Annotated in this window: 19 protein-coding genes and 1 other RNA gene; 10 read left to right on the top strand and 10 right to left on the bottom strand. The window is 54.1% G+C overall.

Features of this window, described 5'->3' with window-relative positions:
* Positions 1-91 precede the first annotated feature (91 nt).
* Positions 92-931, top strand: coding sequence for a universal stress protein (locus AB9F27_RS05880; RefSeq protein ID WP_335583714.1), 840 nt, complete (start codon positions 92-94; stop codon positions 929-931).
* 37 nt (positions 932-968) lie between these two features.
* Here the strand turns inward: AB9F27_RS05880 and fnrL are convergent, their stop codons facing one another.
* On the bottom strand, positions 969-1,715 hold the full coding sequence (fnrL, locus tag AB9F27_RS05875; RefSeq protein ID WP_335583715.1) for a transcriptional regulator FnrL: 747 nt from the start codon (positions 1,713-1,715) through the stop codon (positions 969-971).
* A gap of 63 nt (positions 1,716-1,778) precedes the next feature.
* Here fnrL and hemN point away from each other — a divergent pair, with 63 nt between their 5' ends.
* Entirely contained in the window at positions 1,779-3,134 is a 1,356-nt protein-coding gene (gene hemN, locus AB9F27_RS05870; RefSeq protein ID WP_335583716.1) for an oxygen-independent coproporphyrinogen III oxidase, read from the top strand.
* Here the strand turns inward: hemN and AB9F27_RS05865 are convergent.
* The 5 genes from AB9F27_RS05865 to AB9F27_RS05845 all read right to left on the bottom strand — a co-directional run bounded on the left by AB9F27_RS05865 (position 3,131) and on the right by AB9F27_RS05845 (position 9,703).
* Positions 3,131-4,732, bottom strand: a complete 1,602-nt coding sequence (locus AB9F27_RS05865) for an ABC transporter ATP-binding protein (RefSeq protein ID WP_335583717.1) — start codon at positions 4,730-4,732, stop codon at positions 3,131-3,133. The two genes, hemN and AB9F27_RS05865, sit on opposite strands and share 4 nt — an antisense overlap.
* Positions 4,729-5,835, bottom strand: coding sequence for an ABC transporter permease (locus tag AB9F27_RS05860; protein ID WP_335583718.1), 1,107 nt, complete (start codon positions 5,833-5,835; stop codon positions 4,729-4,731). Before AB9F27_RS05860 ends, AB9F27_RS05865 begins: the two co-directional genes overlap by 4 nt.
* Positions 5,836-5,837: 2 nt before the next feature.
* Positions 5,838-6,929 (bottom strand): microcin C ABC transporter permease YejB, encoded by a 1,092-nt coding sequence (locus AB9F27_RS05855; RefSeq protein WP_039001886.1) that lies wholly within the window; start codon positions 6,927-6,929, stop codon positions 5,838-5,840.
* Positions 6,930-6,944: 15 nt separating this feature from the next.
* Positions 6,945-8,876 carry an extracellular solute-binding protein gene (locus tag AB9F27_RS05850; RefSeq protein WP_335583719.1) on the bottom strand — a complete coding sequence of 644 codons (1,932 nt, stop codon included), beginning with the start codon at positions 8,874-8,876 and terminating at the stop codon, positions 6,945-6,947.
* Between the two features lie 176 nt (positions 8,877-9,052).
* A complete protein-coding gene (locus tag AB9F27_RS05845; RefSeq protein ID WP_335583720.1) occupies positions 9,053-9,703 on the bottom strand; it encodes a cytochrome c family protein in 651 nt (216 codons plus the stop codon).
* On the opposite strand from AB9F27_RS05845, the gene AB9F27_RS05840 reads away from it, so the two are divergent.
* A complete protein-coding gene (locus AB9F27_RS05840; protein ID WP_335583721.1) occupies positions 9,697-10,536 on the top strand; it encodes a prephenate dehydratase in 840 nt (279 codons plus the stop codon). The two genes, AB9F27_RS05845 and AB9F27_RS05840, sit on opposite strands and share 7 nt — an antisense overlap.
* A gap of 21 nt (positions 10,537-10,557) precedes the next feature.
* On the opposite strand, the gene AB9F27_RS05835 is transcribed toward AB9F27_RS05840, so the two are convergent.
* Positions 10,558-11,031 (bottom strand): SRPBCC family protein, encoded by a 474-nt coding sequence (locus AB9F27_RS05835; RefSeq protein ID WP_335583722.1) that lies wholly within the window; start codon positions 11,029-11,031, stop codon positions 10,558-10,560.
* 33 nt (positions 11,032-11,064) lie between these two features.
* Entirely contained in the window at positions 11,065-12,027 is a 963-nt protein-coding gene (gene nudC, locus AB9F27_RS05830) for an NAD(+) diphosphatase (protein WP_335583723.1), read from the bottom strand.
* 153 nt (positions 12,028-12,180) lie between these two features.
* Here nudC and AB9F27_RS05825 point away from each other — a divergent pair, with 153 nt between their 5' ends.
* The 6 genes from AB9F27_RS05825 (at position 12,181) to recR (ending at position 18,460) form a co-directional block, all read left to right on the top strand.
* Complete coding sequence (locus AB9F27_RS05825; protein WP_335583724.1) at positions 12,181-14,160, top strand: bifunctional 2',3'-cyclic-nucleotide 2'-phosphodiesterase/3'-nucleotidase; 1,980 nt, start codon at positions 12,181-12,183, stop codon at positions 14,158-14,160.
* 91 nt (positions 14,161-14,251) lie between these two features.
* Positions 14,252-14,350, top strand: an RNA gene (gene ffs, locus AB9F27_RS05820) — signal recognition particle sRNA small type.
* Between the two features lie 167 nt (positions 14,351-14,517).
* Positions 14,518-15,564, top strand: a complete 1,047-nt coding sequence (rsgA, locus tag AB9F27_RS05815; protein WP_335583725.1) for a ribosome small subunit-dependent GTPase A — start codon at positions 14,518-14,520, stop codon at positions 15,562-15,564.
* Between the two features lie 115 nt (positions 15,565-15,679).
* Positions 15,680-17,458: a DNA polymerase III subunit gamma/tau gene (locus AB9F27_RS05810; protein WP_335583726.1), complete on the top strand. Its 1,779-nt coding sequence runs from the start codon at positions 15,680-15,682 to the stop codon at positions 17,456-17,458.
* Positions 17,459-17,515: 57 nt separating this feature from the next.
* Entirely contained in the window at positions 17,516-17,860 is a 345-nt protein-coding gene (locus AB9F27_RS05805) for a YbaB/EbfC family nucleoid-associated protein (protein ID WP_335583727.1), read from the top strand.
* 6 nt (positions 17,861-17,866) lie between these two features.
* Complete coding sequence (gene recR / locus AB9F27_RS05800) at positions 17,867-18,460, top strand: recombination mediator RecR (protein ID WP_335583728.1); 594 nt, start codon at positions 17,867-17,869, stop codon at positions 18,458-18,460.
* Between the two features lie 73 nt (positions 18,461-18,533).
* Here recR and AB9F27_RS05795 read toward each other — a convergent pair whose 3' ends face one another.
* Positions 18,534-19,280, bottom strand: coding sequence for a cell cycle transcriptional regulator TrcR (locus AB9F27_RS05795; protein ID WP_335583729.1), 747 nt, complete (start codon positions 19,278-19,280; stop codon positions 18,534-18,536).
* Between the two features lie 135 nt (positions 19,281-19,415).
* On the opposite strand from AB9F27_RS05795, the gene AB9F27_RS05790 reads away from it, so the two are divergent.
* Positions 19,416-20,057 (top strand): ribonuclease T2, encoded by a 642-nt coding sequence (locus AB9F27_RS05790; protein WP_335583730.1) that lies wholly within the window; start codon positions 19,416-19,418, stop codon positions 20,055-20,057.
* Here AB9F27_RS05790 and AB9F27_RS05785 read toward each other — a convergent pair.
* Positions 20,054-21,043, bottom strand: coding sequence for an NAD(P)H-quinone oxidoreductase (locus AB9F27_RS05785; protein ID WP_335583731.1), 990 nt, complete (start codon positions 21,041-21,043; stop codon positions 20,054-20,056). The two genes, AB9F27_RS05790 and AB9F27_RS05785, sit on opposite strands and share 4 nt — an antisense overlap.
* Positions 21,044-21,046: the final 3 nt, after the last annotated feature.

The following is a 21,046-nucleotide window of genomic DNA, read 5'->3' as shown; positions in this document are numbered from 1 at the left end:
TCAATTCATGCCATCAAAAGGTTGATCGAGGTCAAAGAACAACAATGCACATCCTCCTAGTATCCACATACAACATAAAGGGAGACCCTCCATGGCCTATAAGTCAATTCTTACGTTTATGACGGATTCAATAACCAGCGCTGCCGCTCTTAGCTATGCGGCAAATATGACAACCGAGCAAAACGGTCACTTGGATGCGTTTTGCCTTGGGATCGACCGCACTCAGGTCGGGTATTATTACGCAGGCGCCAATGCACTGATCCAGCAAGAAGCCTTTGCGCACGCCCATGAGGACGCAGAAAAAAGCGAAGCATGGACGCGCAAAACTCTAGAAGGGTCGCCATTTACTTGGGCAGTCGACAAAGCCACCGTCGCTTTGCCCAGCCTTGCCCGTCTCGTCTCAATTCACGCGCGCTTCTCTGACATTGTTGTTCTTCCAAAACCCTATGGTGAAGGCCGCGGCGGTCAAGACGAAGCTCTCCTAGAGGCGGCCTTGTTTGAGGGGCACGCGCCAACCATTATTGTGCCAGACAAAGCCAAATCGGCTGTTAAACCCAAGCGGATCGTGGTTGCGTGGAATGAGAGCCTAGAAGCCCTGAACGCAATTCGCGCCGCTCTGCCCCTTATGATCTCTGCGGATTTAGTAAATATCACGATAATTGACCCGCCAGCCCATGGGGCCAATCGCTCAGACCCCGGTGGTCCGTTGTCGCAAATGCTGGCTCGTCATGGCGTGAAGGCCGAGATTTCCGTGCTCGCAAAATCCCTACCGCGCGTCGCGGATGTTTTAACCCGCCATATCGTGGACACCGATGCGGATATGTTGGTCATGGGGGCCTATGGGCATTCACGTTTCCGCGAAGCCATCTTAGGCGGCGCCACACGTCACATGCTTGAACGAACTGAAGTACCAGTATTTATGGCGCACTAGGAACGCTTTGGGCGGGAGTTTTTTCCGCCCTATTTGCCTACGAGGGCATTCCTCCATCCGAATCATCTCCGGCTTCCGCTAGCAATCGTTGAAAGTCCGGAATCCGAACGTGGCGCTTACCGTCGAGTTCGATGACACCGCTTTTCTTGAGCGCTGTAATTTGGCGACTCACGGTTTCAATCGTCAAACCAAGATAATCACCCATCGCTTCACGGGTGAGCGGCAAATCAAACTCCAAGGTTGTCCGCATGCCCTCGCCCGAAAGCGGCGTGCTGCGCTGGCCAATGATGGCAAAGAGACTCGAGATTTTCTCGCGGGCCGTTTTGCGCCCCAAAAGCAGCATCCATTCCCGCGCAGCGTCCAATTCATCCAGCGTCATTTCCAGCAAACGGCGGGAAATCGCAGGGGTGGACGCGACCAAATCTTCGAATGGTTTCTTGCGAAAACAGCACATTACAAGATCCGTGGTCGCTGTCACCTCATAGGCGGCAATCGCGCGCCCGGGACGTCCGACAAAATCCGAGGGAAGCAAAAGGCCAACCATCTGCGTGCGACCATCTTCCATAGTTTGGCTTAAACAGGCGATTCCAGACACAACAGACGCCACAAAATCCATGCGATCCCCCGCCCAAACAACCGTCTGACCCGCCTCATAGCTCCGGTAATATTTAATTTTCTCAAGCACATCCAACTCGTCTGGCTCGCACCGCGCACAGACAGCACGTTCGCGAATTGGGCAGTCACCGCAGGAACTAAAGCTTAAATTTATGTCCGCTGGTCTCATTATGGTCTCTCGATTTGATTTGTGTCAAAGCCATGCCGCCGAGACTACAATTAGGGTATCCGGATGGAACAAAATATACAACTTGCCCGTCACGGACTTTTCGACGCGCGCGTGCCGCGTTACACTAGTTATCCGACCTCGCCACATTTTTCCGCTGACGTTGGGCCCGAGACTTTCGTGAACTGGATTTCCGCGATCCCGGAAGGGCGGCAGATTTCGCTTTATGTGCATGTGCCGTTTTGCCGACGCCTGTGTTGGTTTTGCGCCTGTCGCACCCAAGGAACAACATCGGATGCGCCGGTCCGCGCCTACCTTGAGGTCCTGAAAGCCGAGATCGAATTGCTGCGGGCGACGTTGCCAAAAGGCGTTACCCTCGAGCGGCTTCACTGGGGCGGTGGTACGCCCACTCTCCTCGCTCCCGACATGATGACGGAACTGGCGGAGGCAATTTACAGCGTCGCCTCCCTCGCGCCGGATGGGGAGTTTTCAGTTGAAATCGACCCTAACGAAATTGACGACGCGCGTTTAGATGCCCTTGCAAAAGCGGGTATGAATCGGGCCTCAATTGGCGTTCAGGACTTCGACCCCGAAATCCAAAAAACAATTGGCCGTGAGCAAAGCTACGAGCTCACAGAATCCGCCATCACTGCAATCCGCGCACGCGGCATCGCATCGCTCAATGCCGATATTCTCTATGGTTTGCCGCACCAAACACCCGAAAAAATCACCCAAAGCGTGCAAAAGTTACTCTCGCTTTCACCGGACCGAGTAGCGCTCTATGGCTACGCCCATGTTCCCTGGATGGCGCGTCGTCAAAATATGATCCCCGAGGAGGCCCTCCCTTCCCCTCAAGAACGTTTGGCCTTATTTGAAGTTGCTCGGAAATTGTTTGAATGGGACGGGTATACCGCCGTAGGGATCGACCATTTTGCCCTGCCCTCCGACGGTCTCAGTATCGCCCAAAAAGCGGGTAGACTGCGGCGGAATTTTCAAGGGTATACCGAGGACACGTCGGATGTGCTGATCGGGCTTGGGGCATCATCGATCTCCCGCTTTCCTCAGGGATATACTCAGAACGCTGCGGCGACTTCGCAACATATCGCGGCCATCCGTGGTGGGAATTTTTCAACGAAAAAGGGGCACAGTTTTTCTGCCAACGATAAGCTGCGTGGTCGGTTGATTGAAGTTCTGATGTGCGACTTTAAAATAGATACGGGTCAGATTGCCAAGGAATTTGGGCTGCCAAAAGCGGAAATATTGCTCCTAATAGAACCCGTGGCCTCACAGTTTTCCGACGTGGTCTCTCTATCGAATGGCGTGCTTAAAATACCGCCTGCATTCCGGCCTCTCACACGAGTCATCGCACGCGCCTTTGACGCCTACGCCCTCTCTAAAACAGGCCATAGCTCGGCCGTTTAGGCCGAGGTTACGTTCAGATCTAGAGCAGCAGCAATAAGAGCGCGGGTGTATTCCGTTGTCGGGTTTTCGAATATCTGTTCGCTCGTCCCTGCTTCGACCACATCGCCATCTTTCATAACAATCACTTTATGACTGAGGGTGCGAACAACTTTAAGGTCATGGCTGATGAACAAATATCCCAGTTGATATTTCTTCTGAAGATCTCGCAGAAGCGCAATGATTTGCTGCTGAACAGTCCGGTCTAAGGCCGAAGTTGGCTCATCGAGCACCACAAGTTTTGGTCGCAAAATCATCGCACGCGCGATGGCAATACGTTGGCGTTGCCCACCCGAGAACTCGTGCGGATAGCGATCAATGGTGGCCGGATCGAGCCCCGTTTCCAGCATCATTTCTTTGACCAAATCCAAGGGCGCGCGGCCTTGCGCCACGTCGTGGATCGCCAAACCTTCGGCAATAATCTGACCTGCGGTCATGCGTGGTGATAGGGAGCCGAACGGGTCCTGAAACACAATCTGCATATCGCGGCGCAACGGAGTCATGTCGCGATTTTTAAGGGAGTCAATCGCCCGCCCATCAAACTCAATTTGACCCTGTGATTGAATGAGCCGCATGATAGCGAGCGCGAGGGTCGTTTTACCCGACCCCGACTCGCCAACGATCCCGAGGGTTTCCCCCGAACGCACCGAAAGGCTCGCCTGATTGACAGCTTTGATGTGCCCAACAGTGCGCTTGAGGAACCCTTTGTGAATCGGGAACCAAATCCGCAAGTCCGTGGTTTTAATCAATGGCTTAGCATCCGAAGGTACAGGTTCTGGCCGCCCCGCGGGCTCCGCATCGAGCAATTGTTTTGTGTAGGGATGCTTGGGTGCGTCAAATATCTCGGCTGTTGGCCCCGTCTCTACGACCTCGCCATTGCGCATCACCACTACCCGATCCGCGATTTTGCGCACAATCCCCAGATCGTGGGTGATGAACAAAAGGCTCATGTTCTCACTCTTTTTAAGCTCCGATAAAAGCTCAAGGATTTGTGCTTGAATGGTCACATCCAAAGCCGTTGTTGGCTCATCCGCAATCAGAAGCTCCGGTCCGTTCGCGAGGGCCATTGCGATCATCACACGCTGCCGTTGGCCACCAGAAAGTTGGTGGGGGTACGCATCAAGTCGACCGCGCGGGTCTGGGATTCCAACCTTTTCCAACAGTTCAACAACGCGATCTCGCGCAGCCTTTCCCGTCAGTCCCTGATGCAAGGCGATGCCCTCAACCAACTGTTTTTCGATGGTATGTAGAGGATTAAGCGAAGTCATAGGCTCTTGGAAAATAAAGCTAATATCATTTCCCCGCACACGTCGCAGATCTTTATCGGGGGCGCCGATCATTTCCGTCCCTTGATAGATAACGGAGCCTGAAATCCGAGCACTTTCTGGCAGAAGCGACACAGTAGACAACGCAGTGATCGACTTTCCCGATCCAGATTCCCCAACCAACGCGACGGTTTCGCCTTCACCGACCTCAAAGGAAACCCCTTTGACGGCCTCATTTAAAACGCCGTCCTGCATGAAGCCGATGTGGAGGTTGCGGACTTGAAGTGCGGTCTTCATTGGAACACCTTTCGGGGGTCAAATGCGTCGCGGATACCCTCGAAAATAAACACGAGGAGTGACAGCATGATAGTGAAGGTGAAAAACGCCGAGAAGGCCAGCCACGGAGCTTGAAGGTTTTGCTTGGCTTGCTGAGTCAACTCGCCGAGGGACGGCGACGAAGACGGCAATCCATATCCGAGGAAATCGAGGCCCGCGAGGCTTCCGATTGTGCCGGTAATGATGAAAGGCATTAACGTCAGGGTTGCAACCATAGCGTTCGGCAGCATATGGCGGAACATAATCACGCGATTGGAAACGCCCAAAGCCCGCGCCGCGCGCACGTATTCAAAGTTGCGTGCCCGCAAGAATTCGGCTCGAACAACGCCCACAAGGGCCGGCCAGCCAAAGAGGATCATCACAAAGACCAAGAGCCAAAAACTTCGCCCTAAAACGGCGAACAGGATGATGATGACGTAGAGGCTTGGGGTTGAGCCCCAAATCTCAAGGAGCCTTTGAAAAATGAGGTCAACGCGTCCGCCAAAATACCCCTGTACTGCACCCGCGACGATCCCAAGAACCGAAGAAATGCCCGTAACGACAAGGGTAAAGAGGATCGACAGGCGGAACCCGTAAATCACCCGCGCCAAAACATCGCGTTTCGTGTCATCGGTACCGAGCCAATTGTAGCGATCAGGCGGCGAAGGAGCGGCACCGGGGCGATTCACTTGGTTGCGGTAATTGTTTGGAATGAGAGGCCAAATCATCCAGCCCCTGTCGATCTTTTCACCCGCAATTTCGCCGTCTTCCGCGTCTAACATTGTTTCTTCAGGCGTATCATAACAGTCGAGATTGCCGCCTGTCTTGATTAGACATTCCTGACTAACCCAAGCGTAATCGGCGGCGACGGGTAAGTCCCCTCCGAATGTCTCTTCCGAGTAAACGTTGAATATTGGGACGTAAAACTCACCCCGATACTTGACCAAAATTGGCTTATCATTCGCGATAAATTCTGCGAACAAGGACAGTCCAAAAAGCACGGCGAAAATAATCAACGAATAGAACGCGCGGCGATTTTTGCGGAAGTTTGACCAGCGGCGTTGGTTCAGCGGTGAGAGCTTCATCTTTAGTCTCCCCTACTTTCAAAATCGATCCTTGGGTCCACGTACACATACATTAAATCCGAAATAATCCCGATAATCAGCCCGATCAACCCAAAGAAAAACAACGTTCCGAACACGAGGGCAAAGTCGCGTTTTACGGCGGCTTCAAACCCTAAACGGCCTAATCCGTCGAGCGAGAAAATCGTTTCGATAATCACCGACCCCGTTAGAAAAACCGAGAGGAAAAGCGCGGGAAATCCGGAGATCACGATGAGCATCGCATTGCGGAAAATATGCCCATACAAAACGCGCGACTCCGACAAGCCTTTTGCGCGCGCAGTCACGACGTATTGTTTGCGCACCTCGTCAAGAAAACTGTTTTTTGTCAGAAGCGTCAGGCCAGCAAAGGATGCAATAGACATGGCAATCGTTGGTAACGCGATGTGCCAGAAATAATCAAGGACTTTGCCGCCCAGACTTAAACTGTCGAAATTGTCCGAAGTCAGACCGCGAAGCGGGAAAATCTGCCAATAAGAGCCCCCCGCAAAAAGCACGATCAGCAGGATGGCGATCAAGAAACCGGGCAATGCATAGGCAACAATGATAATGCCGCTGGTGAAGGTATCAAAACGGCTTCCGTCGGAAACGGCCTTTTTGATGCCCAGCGGAATCGAGATTGCATAGGCAATGAGCGTCGACCAAAGCCCAAGTGAAATCGAAACCGGTAGTTTTTCCCACACTAAATCCAGCACTTTTTGATCGTGGTTATAGCTTTCGCCAAAATCAAGCCGGATATAATTCCACATCATGGTGAAGAAACGCTCAAGCGGTGGTTTATCAAACCCAAACTGGCGCTCCAACTCCGCAATCGCTTCGGGGGGAAGGCCACGGGCGCCGATATATTTGCTACCAACATCAAGCGAGGAATCCGATATTCCAGCATCACCACCAGAGCCGGAGATAGACTTAAACACATCCCCTTCGCCCTCAAGCTCCGCAAGGATTTGTTCAATCGGCCCGCCGGGTACGAATTGCGTCAGCGTGAAATTCACGACCATAATGCCGAACAATGTTGGAATGATCAGCAATAGCCGACGAAGAATATACGCACCCATGACTTGCTCCCAGCTCTACTTAATTGCGCCAGATGCTTTGAGCGCGTCATATCTTTCTGCGTCCACCCACCAGTAATCTAGATACCCCGAATCAAACGGGGCGATTTCCTCTGGATGGCGGTAAAAATCGAAATACGCAAACGTGTGAACATCCTTATACCATTGTGGAACCAAGTATTTTTCGGCCCGCAATACGCGATCCAATGCGCGTGTCGCCACGTGCAGCTCTTCAAGGGTTTCGGCGTTGCGAATGACGTCAATAAGGGCGTCGATGGCAGGGCTGCTGATCCCTGCGGGGTTGAAAATGCTTTCTAGCGCTGTTTCGCTACCAAATTGCTGTAGCAACTCATCACCCGGTTCATTCCCGCCCCCTTCGTGCGCCGTAATCACGTCATAGTCGAAACTTTGACGACGCTCACTAAATTGCGCAGGATCAACGCGGTTCAGTTTGGCGTTCACCCCAAGGGCAAGCAAATTCTCGACATAGGGTGAAATCACGCGGTCAAAAGCTGGCGAACGCTCAAGGAATTCGACATCAAGCGTTTTACCCGCGGCGTTGCGCCGCAAACCATCATCGCCAACAATCCAGCCAGCATCATCCAAAAGTCCGGAGGCCTTGCGCAGGTTTTTGCGATCCAAACGACGCTGCCCCGACACCGGCGCCATGACAGCAGGCTCTGTAAAGATTTCGGGCCGCAATTTGTCTCGGATACTTTCCAGCAAGACCAATTCTTCGCCTTCGGGCAATCCTGTCGCTTCTAAATCGGAGTTTTCCCACAACGAATCCACCCGTTCATACAGGCCATAAAACAGGGTTTCATTTGACCATTCAAAATTGAACATTAGAGCCAAGGCCTCGCGAACACGAATGTCGCCAAAACGCTCGGCGTGCTCACCGCGTTGATTGAAAACAAACGCTTGCCCAGAAGCAATCGTGCCGTCAAACACGGTTTCCTGAATGACGGTCCCATCTTCAATGGCTGGAAAGTTGTATCCCGTCGCCCAAGTTTTGGACGAGTTTTCAACCCGAAAATGGACAACGCCAGATTTGAGGGCTTCAAAGGCCGCAGTATCATCGCCAAAATACTCTATGCGGATTGAATCAAAGTTGGAGCGCCCGATGTTGATCGGCAAATCGCGACCCCAATATTCTGGGTTGCGGACGAAGGTCAAGCGGCGGCCGACTTCGGTCTCACCACGCATGTAAGGCCCCGATCCAAGCGCTGTGGCGAGGCGCGTTTCATCCAGTATAGCGCCCGTTTCTGCAAACCAGCTGCTCTGAAAAATCGGCAAACCACCGACGGCCTGAATGATTTCGCGCTTCACGGCGTCCGGCTTGAAATTGAATTTAATTGTGTGGTCGTCAATGATTTCCGCGCTCTCAACCTGCTGAGAGAGTACCGCGCGATACGATGTCAGCCCCTCTTTCAGAAACAACTCGTAGGTGAATTCAACGTCTTTGGCCGTTACAGGCGAACCGTCAGAAAACGTGGCCTCGGGGCGCATGTGGAAAATCACCCACGATTTATCCACCGGATACTCAATGGTTTCGGCGAGCAAGCCATAGCTTGAGCCGATTTGATCAGAAACGCCTGAAAGGAGGGATTCATACATGATCGTTGCCAAAGCACCAGGATCACCCTTGCGCGAAAATGGATTCATCGAATCAAATGATCCGACGATCGCGAGAGACATTTCCCCGCCTTTGGGGGCTTCCGGATTCACATAGGAAAGATTCTCAAAATCCGCGTCGTAGTTCAGATTTCCAAACGTTGAAATCCCATGGGACTGTATCACTTCTTGTTCAGCACGCCCCGCGAGGGTGCTGCAAAATAGAACTGAAACCGCCAATCCAAGCATGGCGAGGTTCGGGAAGCGGACCCGTGAGTTTCTTAAATTGACATGGGCCTGATCGATAGCTTGGGCGGAACCAAAACTCTGAGACATTGTTATCCTCCGGACGCGTTCTGCGATTGAGACATTTTTATTAAAACCAGCCTAATTACCCAAGGGTTAAACATACAAGTTGAGATTCCGTGAACACCTGTGAATTTTGGCAAAAATCCACAAAAAAGGCCGCACCTTTGCAGTGCGGCCTGTAAAACAGTATTATTGTTAGGCTGTTAGCCGCCGATGGTTGCAAGATACGCAATCACGTTGGCGCGATCTTCTGGTTTTTTCAATCCAGCGAAGCCCATTTTTGTACCTGGAGCGAAAGATTTTGGGTTTTCAAGGAAACCGTTGAGGTTCTCGCCATCCCAGTTTCCGTCCATAGCTGCGATCACATCAGAATAGCTAAACTCCGCTTCAGACCCGATATCGCGGTCGACAACGTTGAACAATGTGGGACCAACTCCGTTCGCCCCAGGTTCAACTTTGTGACAAGCTTTACACTTGCCAAAGACTTTCGAGCCCTTGTCGATGTCTGCACCGGCTAGAAGTTCTTCGAAGGAAATTTCTTCTTCATCAACTTCGGTGGTTTCAGCAGATACCGTCTCGATCAGGTAGCCTTGCTCAGCGGCTTCATCACCATGAGAGCCGCCGCCTGTATGATACAGAACATCAGCAGCCCAAGTGCCAAAAAGAAATACCAGGAGTGCCCCGCAAAAGGCACCAACTATTTTAGTCATTGTCATTGTGTCGAACATGTCTCGTTCCATCTTGGTAGAAGGTTGAGGATGTGTAGCCTCTTCCATAACCAAAGAGCAAGATGTAGTTACCGCGACGAAACGCCCTTTTGCGAAAAAAACTCTCGGAGAGCCGAAAAATGCCAAAAATGATCTCATATCAAGGTGAAGCAGGCTCGTATTCACACCAAGCCTGCCGTGAAGCGCATCCAGACTTCGAACCATTGCCCTGCGAAACCTTTGAATCGGCGGTGGCCGCGGTACGGCGTGGTGATGCGCAACTGGGAATGATTGGTGTTGAGAATTCAACATATGGCCGCGTTGCGCCCGTTCACTCGCTTTTGCCGACAAGTGGTTTGCATATCGTTGGCGAAGCATTTGTGCGGGTGCACATCAATCTTTTGGCGATTCCCGGCACCAAACTTGCGGACATCAAGCGAGCCCGAAGCATGTCTATTCTACTGGGACAATGCCGCGAGTTCTTGCAAGCCAACAACCTCGACACCCTGAACTGGTCGGACAATGCCGCGGCCGCCCGCGACGTGGCGGCCCTTGGCGACCCAAGCGAAGCGGCCCTTGCCAGCGAATTGGCCGGCGAAATCTATGGCCTTGAAGTTGTCGCGCGTCATATCGAAGACCAAGGCAACAACACCACGCGGTTTCTTGTGATGTCGGGCACCCCTGATCTCTCGCGCCGTGGCGAAGACGGAATGATTACAAGTTTGGTTTTCCGAGTTCGCAATATCCCCGCGGCGCTGTACAAAGCAATGGGCGGATTTGCGACCAATGGCGTCAACATGACGAAACTTGAGAGTTATATGGTAGGCGGCCACTTCACGGCGACACAATTCTATGCCGAAATTGAAGGCCATCCCGACGATAGAAGCGTACAACTCGCGCTGGAAGAGCTCGAATACTTCACGGATCACCTCGATATTTTGGGTGTTTATCCGGCCGATCCACGGCGTCACAAACCTTAATACGAACAGCTATTGCCGAATTTAGGTTTTGGTCCCCGGCTTAAATCTGTCTTCAATGTCTTGGGCCATAGTGCTCACACGCTTTTCGAATCGCTGCCTAAGTTTCGTTTTTGCCAATTTCATCGATTGCAGGAGCAGGCGACTCGACAATGTTTTCGCACTCAATTCCACCGTCACTTTTAGACGGGTGTGCATTTTTGAGAGCGCAACCAAGTCGACAACCATCGCCCCGTGAAGTCCGCCCGTTCCACCGTTGATGGTAAAACCTTGGTCCGGAACAACATCAATCAAGCGGGCGACAGACTCGCGCTTTTTACCACGATATTGAAAGACAACGTTCCACCCTTGGACTGCGCCGTCGAGAGCGTTTTCGTCTAAAGGTTTCACTTCTAGCCCACGGCGCAAAGCGGATCGCTCAAAGCTATCGAAGTCGGAAACCGCACGATACACGACCTCGATAGGCGCTTCGATGTCTTCGGTGGATACAAATATCATGGGTCCGCTTTCCTTGGATGGTACCTTCTTGCCTCAATTGAGTCGATCTGCAAGCCAGTTTGTCATTAAAAATTGTGCGATCGAGCCACGTCTTGCGGCCCTAATTTTCGGATGCTCACCGGCCATCACCTGCATAAGATCCTCGCGACTTATCCAAAACGCATCTTCGATTTCAACGGGATCAATCGTAATATCTGTGTTCAAGGCTTCGCCATGGCACCCAAACATCAGGGACGACGGGAAAGCCCACGGCTGGCTGGCCAAATAGGTCACGGCACCGACCTCAATGCCGGATTCCTCAAAAACTTCGCGCCGTACCGCCGCTTCCAACGTTTCACCGGGCTCCACAAATCCCGCGAGCGTCGAATACATTCCCTCCGGCCACCCCGGACTGCGACCCAAAAGCAACTGATTGCCATGCGTGATGAGCATGATCACGACAGGATCGGTGCGCGGAAAATGCGAGCTATCGCAGAGCGTACAATTGCGTTGCCACCCCGCCATGGTCATCGCACTTTTGCCGCCACATTTGGCGCAGTAGCCATGGCTATCATGCCAATTGAATAATGCCTTCGCGGTTGCGACTAACTCCGCATCTCGTGGCGACAATTGCGCCATAACGGAGCGAAGCTCGGCAAAAACAATGCCTTGGGCGAATTCGGGGTGGATTTGCTCTGAGGGGTCAAAAAACTGGCCAACGAGTTCCAAATCCTGATCGGGCGGCTCCCAAGATGAGATGTCACAAGCGAAAACTGCCTGCCCATCATCAAGGCCGAGGAAGATATACTCCCCCGTTGACTCTTTTAGCGCGGGATGTCCCTGCGGCAAACGCACCAAACTTTCGCGTGTCTCGCCCTGCACCAAAACCTTGCCGCGCCAAAGCGGTAGAATATCGCCTGTGGTCAGGTGCTTGTGCATGAGGGTGGCATCGCCACGGAGTTGCGCCGCGCGGTCCAAGCCCGAACCACCAAATGTTACCGTTTCAGCTATCTTCACTGCACACCCTCTTTTTCTTTTGGCACAACTTCAACTTTTTGGCCTTCTACCGCAAGGGCCAGAGCAAACCTACAGCACAGAGAATTTCGTTTTTTGTCATAACTGTGTCACCGTAGATTTCTAAAGCTGCACAAAACAGAATCGGAGAACGTCATGGGACTTAGGAATTCAACATTGATCAGCCGCCGCGAATTCGTCGCTGGAGCAGCTTTTGGAACGACATTGCTTGCCATGCATCCGTTCTCGGCGCGTGCCGCCGCCAACCAAGCGCATTTGCGTATTATGGAAACAACGGACCTGCACGTGCATGTTTTCCCGTATGACTATTATTCCGACAAACCCATCGACACCGTCGGCCTTGCCCGCACCGCAAGCCACATTGTCGATGTGCGCGCCGAAGCCACAAACTCGATCTTGCTCGACAACGGCGACTTCCTTCAAGGCAACCCGATGGGCGACTACATCGCCTATGAACGCGGCATGAAGGACGGCGATATGCATCCCGTAATCGCCGCGATGAACGCCGTTGGTTTTGACGCGTCGACGTTGGGCAACCACGAATTCAACTATGGCCTTGATTTCCTGATGAAATCCATCGCAGGCGCGAATTTCCCCGTGGTGTCCGCCAATGTTGTCGTTGAACGTGGAGCCAATCCACGCGACGATAAAACCCTCCTCAAGCCCTATGTCATTCTCGACCGCATGATCACAGACGGCACAGGCACCGAACATCCGATCAAAATCGGCCTGATTGGGTTTGTGCCGCCGCAAGTGATGAATTGGGATCGCCGCCACCTCGAAGGCAACGTGACAACACGCGATATTGTCGAGACTGCCCGCGCCTATGTTCCCGAAATGAAGGAAGCTGGCGCGGACATCATCATCGCCCTGTCCCACTCGGGAATCGGATCGGCCAATGAAACCGAGTTCATGGAAAATGCCTCCGTGCCCTTGGCCACGGTTGACGGCATTGACGCCATCATGACAGGCCACAGCCACCTCGTTTTCCCCGGAACACAATACGCCGATTTCGCCGGAGTGGATGCCGAAAAAGGCACCATTCACGGTAAACCCGCCGCGATGGGCGGGTTCTGGGGTAGCCATTTGGGGGTGATTGACCTCATGCTAGAAAATGACGGTGGAACGTGGAAAGTCTCGGCCCACACGTCCGAGGCACGCCCGATTTCCCAACGCAACGAAGATCGCTCCATCTCGGCGCTGGTGGAAAGCCAAGACTTTGTCCTCGCCGCCGCGCAAAAGGAACACGACGAAACGCTGGCCTATGTGCGCCGTGCCGTGGGTAAAACCTCCGCACCCTTGCACAGCTATTTTGCCCTCGTCGCCGATGACCCCTCCGTGCAAATCGTCTCAATCGCCCAGAAATGGTACATCGGCGAAATGCTTGCAGGAACGGAATACGCGGACCTGCCAATCCTCTCGGCGGCGGCCCCGTTCAAAGCGGGTGGGCGCGGCGGCGCGGAATATTACACCGATGTTCCCGCAGGCGACGTGGCGATCAAAAACGTGGCCGACCTGTATCTCTATCCCAACACGGCGCGCGCGGTAAAAGTTACCGGCGAACAACTCAAAGGTTGGTTGGAACGTTCAGCGGGTATGTTCAATCAGGTCGAAGCAGGCAAAGCCGATCAAGTCCTGCTCAACCCAGATTTCCCAAGCTATAATTTCGACGTTATTGACGGAGTCAGTTATGAAATCGACCTGTCTCAACCGTCGCGATTCACCGCAAAAGGTGAGCTGGCCGACGAGACCGCAAATCGCATCGTGAACCTTACCTATAACGGCGCGCCCGTCACGCCCGATCAGGAATTCATCGTTGCCACAAACAACTATCGCGCCTCGGGCGGTGGGGATTTCCCAGGCGCAATGGGCGACACCATCATCTTTGAGGGACCAGACACAAACCGCGATGTCATCGTGCGCTACATCGTTGAGCAGGGCACAATCAATCCCTCCGCCGATGGAAATTGGGCGTTCACATCCCTACCTGACACGTCGGTGCTTTTCGACACAGGCCCCAAGGCCAAAGACTATATGGGCGATCTGGAAAACATCACAATCGAGGAAGCTGGCGACGGGCCAGACGGCTTTGCCCGCTTCCGTATCCAGCTTTAAACTTGCAAAATCCCATCGGGGGCGCAGAAACCCGCCCCCGATACCCTAAACTAGACTTGAAACCGTCGCCGACTCGGCCTATTTACTGCATTGAGAGGTTGGCGCGGGCGAGCGCCTCGCCAACTCGGTCAGATCCGGAAGGAAGCAGCCGTAACGAGAATTGTTTGGGTCGATGTCCAATCTCTCACCTAATTTAACGCGCATGACGCACTTGCTGAGGAGGATTTTATGATTGTCGTTGCTGTCCTTCGGGCAAGCCTGCTCTGACGCAGTTCCCTCTGTGATCCAGATTTGCCCTTGCATACGTCCCAGCCAACGCGGCTCCGGACGCCCCAATTCTTTGCAAAGAGCAAAACAATGACCCTTGAAACTACTCTCGAAGATCTCGGATGGGCCGAGGATTTTCAATCTCAACTTACCGATGAAGACGCTGGCTTGACGCCGATGCGCATTTCCGAAGTCCACCGCAGCAAAATCCGTGCGCTTTCGACAACGGATGCGCACCTGCTTGTTTTTCCCTCCCACATTACGTCCGGCGACGTGGCGGTGGGCGACTGGATATTGGTGGACGGTGATATCGCGCGGATCGTCCGTGTGCTTGACCGACGTTCCTGCCTGACACGGCGCGCGGCGGGTCCAGACCTACGCAAACAGCTTGTGGCCGCAAATGTGGACACGCTTTTTATCGTCACCTCCTGCAACGCCGACTTTAATGAGGCGCGCATTGAACGCTTTATTTCCATGGCGTTCGAGGCGGGAACAACGCCCGTCATCATCGCGACCAAGGCCGATAACGCCGAAGATGCGGCAGACTATGTGGCGCGGGCGGAAAAACTGTCGTTGGGACAAGTCGCCCTCGCGATCAACGCCCATGATCCAGAAGACCTGAAACGCCTCGCGCCATGGTGCGGACCGCGGCAAACGATCGCGCTTCTGGGGTCCTCAGGCGTTGGAAAAACCACAATCACCAACGGCATCGCGGGCACAACCCAAGCGACCGCAGAAATCCGCGAAGACGATGCGCGTGGCCGTCACACCACCACCTCGCGCGCATTGCATCGCATTCAAGGCGGCGGATGGTTGCTGGATACACCCGGCATGCGGGAATTCGGGCTGTTTGACGCCTCCGAAGGTATTAACACGGTATTTCAGGACGTTATGCAGTATGCTGACTCCTGTAAGTTCCGCGATTGTGCCCACGAGGGCGAGCCGGGCTGTGCAGTTCAAAAGGCAGTCAAGTCAGGCGAATTGGACCCAGATCGTTTGAAACGCTGGCAAAAGCTGCAACGCGAAGACTCGTTGCAGGTGGAAACCGTGGCCCAAACCCGCAAACGCTCGCGCACAATGGTGAAAATGCACAAAACCGCCAAACAGTTGCGCAATCGGAAGGTTGACGGCGACTAGCTCTTAAGGCTTGCCCGACAACGCACCCTCGCCCGTAATTTCAAACAAATGACGGCGCGGCGCTGGACGTCGGGCAAGCCTGCCATTAACCTACGCATAACGAAATGAGGGTGACATGAGCGAAACAGAATCCGGTTCTGCAAAAGACAGCGGCTATCAAGTTTTAGCGCGCAAGTATCGCCCCGAAGTTTTTGCCGATCTCGTGGGCCAAGAGCCCATGGTGCGTACCCTCAAAAACGCCTTTGAGGCCAACCGCATCGCGCAAGCCTTTGTGATGACCGGCATTCGAGGAACGGGTAAAACCACCACGGCGCGGATTATAGCTAAGGGCATGAATTGCATCGGCCCCAATGGCGATGGCGGCCCAACCACCGAACCTTGTGGTGTTTGCGAAAACTGCATCGCGATCATGGAAGGGCGTCACGTGGACGTCATGGAAATGGATGCGGCGAGTCGGACGGGCGTAAACGACATCCGCGAAATCATCGAAAGTGTTGCCTATCGCGCCGCCTCTGCCCGTTACAAAATCTATATCATCGATGAGGTGCACATGCTCTCGACCAGCGCGTTTAACGCGTTGCTTAAAACCCTCGAAGAGCCGCCCGCACACGTCAAATTCATCTTCGCCACCACCGAAATTCGCAAGGTTCCCGTCACGGTTCTTTCGCGCTGCCAACGGTTTGACCTGCGCCGAATTGAGCCTGAGGTGATGATCGCCTTGATGCGCAAAATCGCCAAGGCCGAGAATGCCGAGATTTCCGATGACGCGCTAGCTTTGATCACACGGGCATCCGAAGGGTCGGCGCGCGACGCTACCTCACTCCTTGATCAGGCGATTGCCCACGGTGCGGGCGAAACCACCGCCGACCAAGTCCGTGCGATGTTGGGCCTTGCCGATCGTGGACGCGTCCTTGATCTGTTTGACATGATCGTGCGGGGCGATGCCGCCGCAGCGATGACTGAGCTTTCTGGGCAATATGGCGACGGAGCCGATCCGATGGCCGTTTTGCGCGATCTGGCAGAGATTACCCATTGGGTTTCGGTGATAAAAATCACCCCCGAGGCCGCCGAAGACCCTACAGTTTCCCCCGACGAGCGGATGCGCGGTCAAGCAATGGCGGAAAAACTGCCGATGCGGGTAATGACCCGTATGTGGCAAATGCTCCTTAAAGCGCTCGAAGAAGTTGCCGCCGCGCCCAACGCGATGATGGCCGCCGAAATGGCTGTCATCCGCCTTACACATGTTGCCGACCTTCCCAGCCCTGGCGATCTAGTCAAACGTTTGCAAGATGCCACGCCGCCTCCGATGCCTCCCAATGGCGGCCCGTCAGGCGGTGGCCATCAGGCATCCTCGACGGCCACAATTGCCAGCCAACCCACGGCAACTCATGGTGGCAACACCACGCAAATAGTGGCAGGCGGCGGTGCGACGGCGCTTGGCGCGCCTGATGCGGTTCTCGCCCGTTTTGGCCAATTCGAAACCATCCTTGAACTCATCCGAAGCCACCGCGATGTAAAGCTCCTGATCGAAATCGAAACCACCATGCGCTTGGCAAACTACGCGCCGGGTCGGATCGAGTTCCAACCCACCGAAAACTCGCCGCGTGACCTCGCGCAACGGCTTGGACAACAATTGCAACTTTGGACGGGTGCGCGCTGGACGGTGACATTAGTGAACGAAGGCGGCGCGGCGACGATTGCTGAAATTCGCGACGCCGAGATGCTTGCCGTTCGCACGGAGGCGCAAGCGCACCCGTTGGTGCAAGCCGTGGTCACCCAATTTCCGGGCGCAAAAATTACCAGCATTCGCACCTTGAAAGAACTCGCAGCGGAGGCCGCTTCTAGCGCACTCCCCGAGGTTGAGGACGAATGGGATCCCTTTGAGGACAGCTAGGTTGTACACAGCTCTAAAGAGCCCCATCTACAGAGAACACACCAAGGAGATATCAAAATGTTCAAAGGTTTAGGCCAAATGGGCGACATGGCTAAAATGATGAAGGCCGCACAAGATATGCAGTCGAAAATGGCCGAAATGCAAGACGGTTTAGCGAGCATCACCGTTGTTGGCGAGAGTGGCGCAGGGCTTGTGAAGGCAACGGCGACGGCAAAGGGCGAACTTACCGGTCTCGACATTGACCCTAAGATTTTCGATCCGAGCGAGAAAGAGGTTGTTGAAGATTTGATCCTTGCAGCCATCAAAGACGCACAAGCAAAAGCCAGCGAACGCAGCCAAAGCGAGATGGCAAAATTGACCGAGGGCCTTGGGCTGCCCGAGGGCATGAAACTGCCGTTTTAATCCGAAATGGACGACAGCACGCGCGAAATAGAACACCTGATTAACCTTATGGCCAAGCTCCCAGGGCTTGGCCCGCGTTCGGCGCGACGTGCGGTTTTACATCTCATTAAAAAACGCGCGCTGGTTATGACGCCCCTCGCGAACGCCCTCCAGAATGTGGCGGCAACAGCGCGGGAATGCGTGAATTGCGGCAATATCGGCACGCAGGACCGCTGTGACATTTGCGCGAACGAAAAGCGGGCCACAGGTCAACTTTGTATCGTCGAAGACGTCGCTGATCTTTGGGCAATGGAACGCGGGCAGGCCTTTGGTGGGCGCTATCATGTTTTGGGCGGAACGCTTTCGGCCCTTGATGCCGTTGGGCCGGAAGAGCTTCGGATTCCCAAGCTTTTGGAACGCATTCGAGCCGAGGGTATTACAGAAGTCGTGCTGGCGCTCAATGTGACGGTCGACGGGCAAACCACGGCGCATTATATCGCGGAGCATTTAACGCACGTATCGGTCACATCGCTGGCACAGGGCGTTCCGATTGGTGGTGAATTGGACTATCTCGACGATGGTACGATTCAGGCCGCGTTCAAAGCGCGCAAACAGTTTTAAATTTATGACCTGAATACAAAAAAGGCCCCCACACCATCGGTGCAGGGGCCTTTTTCTGTAATGATATCTAGGCTTATGGCTGCTCGTCGTCCGTACCGCTTTCGGGAAGATTAAAGAAAGTATCCTTATCCGGAACCGCCTCAGCTTCTTCCTCATCACGTGGATCGGTAGAGAAGCTGAATGTTGACAGCTCTTCGATTGCAGAGGAAACGCGCGGGGCGTTCGCGACGCCGAGGCTCTGTTCGGTGGACACCAATTTGCGGCGCTCATCGTCACTCATGACATCGCCTTCTTTGGCGCGTTTTGCGGCAGCTTTCTGAACTTCGAAGTCGAGTTCAACTTGTTTACACAAGCCAAGAGCAACGGGATCGATTGGTTGAATATTCCCGATGTTCCAGTGTGTGCGCTCGCGGATTGCCTGAATTGTTGGCTTGGTTGTACCAACAAGCTTGCTCACCTGACCGTCGGTCAATTCGGGGTGGAACTTCACCAGCCAAAGGATTGACGCCGGACGATCTTGGCGTTTGGACAAAGGCGTATAACGCGGACCGCGACGCTTTTCTTCGCCAACAGCGGAGGCAAGGAATTTCAATTTTAGCTTATAGAGAGGGTTGCCCTCGCCGCGTTGGATTTCTTCGGCGGTCAGCTGATTATTGGCAATCGGGTCGAACCCTTTTACGCCGGTCGCAACATCGCCATCGGCAATGCCCTGAACTTCCAACTCGTGGAATTCGCAAAAATCTGCAACCTGTTTAAAGGTCAGCGTTGTGTTGTCTACCAACCATACTGCGGTTGCGCGTGCCATAATTGGTTTGGCCATGATCTTCTCCTATACAACATCCCCAGAACATATCTTCCCTAAGCCCTGGAAGGGGCGACCCTCATTCGGGCGGGCTCTCATTGAAGGGGAACTTAAGCTGTATATACTGTGCGCAACCAAAAGAGGAAAGAGAAAATGCGACTCGGATTTATCGGGCTACTTTTTGCGCCGTTTTTTGCTGCGACGGCTTGGGCCGATGGCGAACGCGCGGGGAATTTCGACTATTATGTTCTCGCCCTGAGCTGGTCACCAAATTGGTGCGCCCTTGAAGGGGATCGAAAAAACAGTGAGCAATGCGATGCCGACCAAGATTTTGGCTGGGTACTGCATGGGTTGTGGCCGCAAAACGAACGCGGTTGGCCCAGTAATTGCACTACGTCCGAGCGAAATCCGTCTCGGAGCCTCACAAGTAGCATGGTGGATATCATGGGAACGACGGGTGTGGCTTGGTACCAATGGAAGAAGCACGGGAAGTGCGCGGGCCTCTCGGGAGAGGATTATTTCGCTGCGGCCCGTCGCGCATTCGAGAGCGTGACCAAGCCCCCCGTTTTACGCAAAATCACCGACACCCTCGTCATTCCACCAAAGGTCATCGAAGAGGCATTTTTGCAGTCAAACCCACAGCTCAGTCACGACCAAATCACCATCACCTGCAAATCAAACTACATTCAGGAAGCAAGGATTTGCCTGACCAAATCTCTTGCGCCCCGCCGCTGCGGCCCCGATGTCATTCGAGACTGCAATGCGGCCAAACCCTTGTTCGCACCGATCAATTAGGAGACTTTTAAAACAATCTTTCCAATATGTTGTGAGGCTTCCATCCGTGTATGGGCCTTGGCGGCGTCCGACAGCTCAAATTCCTCGTCCATCACGGGGAAAATCGCGCCCGAAGCCAGAAGGGGCCAAACTTCGGCCCGTAAGTCTTCGGCGAACCGTGCCTTAGCCAGATCCGATTGCGGGCGCAACGTGCTGCCCGTCAAGGTCAGGCGACGGGTCATGATTTGCATGAAGTTCACCTCCTGCTTGAAGCCTTGCAGAAATGCGATCTGAACCAAGCGCCCATCATCCGCCAGCGCGTTGATGTTGCGTTGCAGGTAGCCGCCGCCAACCATGTCCAAAATAACATCGGCGCCACCAATCTCCCGCATCTCCTTGGCAAAATCGACCTCGCGATAATTCATCGCACGCTCAGCCCCTAAGGCAGTACAGGCAGCGCATTTCTCGGCGGATCCAGCAGTCGTAAACACCCGCGCGCCCCGCGCCTTGGCAAGTTGGATTGCGACCGTCCCGATACCCGAGCTGCCGCCGTGCACCAAAAACCGCTCGCCCGCCTTGAGGCCTCCGCGTAAAAACACATTGCTCCAAACCGTGAAAAACGTTTCGGGCAAACAGGCCGCCTGTTTAAGGGTTAAACCCGCCGGAACAGGGAGGCAATGCGCCGCAGGGCAAGTGGCGTATTCCGCATACCCTCCCCCCGGTAAAAGCGCACAAACAGAATCACCCAGCGCAACTGAAGTCACTCCAGCCCCAAGTGCGACGACCTCGCCTGCCCCCTCAAGCCCGGGTAAATCGCTGGCGGTCGCTGGCGGGTTATAGAGCCCTGCCCGTTGCAGCGCATCGGGGCGATTGACCCCCGCATAGGCCAGCCGAATGACAACCTCTCCCGCGCGCGCAATCGGCATTGGCCGACGTGTTTCGCGCAGAACTTCCGGACCGCCAGGCGTAGATATTTCCATCGCCCGCATCGTGCTTACTTCAACCATTTT

Source organism: Falsihalocynthiibacter sp. CO-5D18 (assembly GCF_041205445.1).
Lineage (GTDB): Bacteria > Pseudomonadota > Alphaproteobacteria > Rhodobacterales > Rhodobacteraceae > Falsihalocynthiibacter > Falsihalocynthiibacter arcticus.
This window is presented reverse-complemented; position numbering and strand designations above follow the sequence as displayed.

Bases quoted from the DNA above. Each gene is read 5' to 3' on its own strand.
- AB9F27_RS05855 (WP_039001886.1), bottom strand. From the start codon at position 6,929: ATGGGTGCGTATATTCTTCGTCGGCTATTGCTGATCATTCCAACATTG.
- AB9F27_RS05785 (WP_335583731.1), bottom strand. From the start codon at position 21,043: ATGGTTGAAGTAAGCACGATGCGGGCGATGGAAATATCTACGCCTGGC.
- AB9F27_RS05850 (WP_335583719.1), bottom strand. From the start codon at position 8,876: ATGTCTCAGAGTTTTGGTTCCGCCCAAGCTATCGATCAGGCCCATGTC.
- AB9F27_RS05840 (WP_335583721.1), top strand. From the start codon at position 9,697: ATGCCAAAAATGATCTCATATCAAGGTGAAGCAGGCTCGTATTCACAC.
- AB9F27_RS05795 (WP_335583729.1), bottom strand. From the start codon at position 19,280: ATGGCCAAACCAATTATGGCACGCGCAACCGCAGTATGGTTGGTAGAC.
- AB9F27_RS05825 (WP_335583724.1), top strand. From the start codon at position 12,181: ATGGGACTTAGGAATTCAACATTGATCAGCCGCCGCGAATTCGTCGCT.
- AB9F27_RS05790 (WP_335583730.1), top strand. From the start codon at position 19,416: ATGCGACTCGGATTTATCGGGCTACTTTTTGCGCCGTTTTTTGCTGCG.
- AB9F27_RS05805 (WP_335583727.1), top strand. From the start codon at position 17,516: ATGTTCAAAGGTTTAGGCCAAATGGGCGACATGGCTAAAATGATGAAG.
- AB9F27_RS05865 (WP_335583717.1), bottom strand. From the start codon at position 4,732: ATGAAGACCGCACTTCAAGTCCGCAACCTCCACATCGGCTTCATGCAG.
- AB9F27_RS05835 (WP_335583722.1), bottom strand. From the start codon at position 11,031: ATGATATTTGTATCCACCGAAGACATCGAAGCGCCTATCGAGGTCGTG.
- AB9F27_RS05880 (WP_335583714.1), top strand. From the start codon at position 92: ATGGCCTATAAGTCAATTCTTACGTTTATGACGGATTCAATAACCAGC.
- fnrL (WP_335583715.1), bottom strand. From the start codon at position 1,715: ATGAGACCAGCGGACATAAATTTAAGCTTTAGTTCCTGCGGTGACTGC.
- recR (WP_335583728.1), top strand. From the start codon at position 17,867: ATGGACGACAGCACGCGCGAAATAGAACACCTGATTAACCTTATGGCC.
- hemN (WP_335583716.1), top strand. From the start codon at position 1,779: ATGGAACAAAATATACAACTTGCCCGTCACGGACTTTTCGACGCGCGC.
- AB9F27_RS05810 (WP_335583726.1), top strand. From the start codon at position 15,680: ATGAGCGAAACAGAATCCGGTTCTGCAAAAGACAGCGGCTATCAAGTT.
- rsgA (WP_335583725.1), top strand. From the start codon at position 14,518: ATGACCCTTGAAACTACTCTCGAAGATCTCGGATGGGCCGAGGATTTT.
- AB9F27_RS05860 (WP_335583718.1), bottom strand. From the start codon at position 5,835: ATGAAGCTCTCACCGCTGAACCAACGCCGCTGGTCAAACTTCCGCAAA.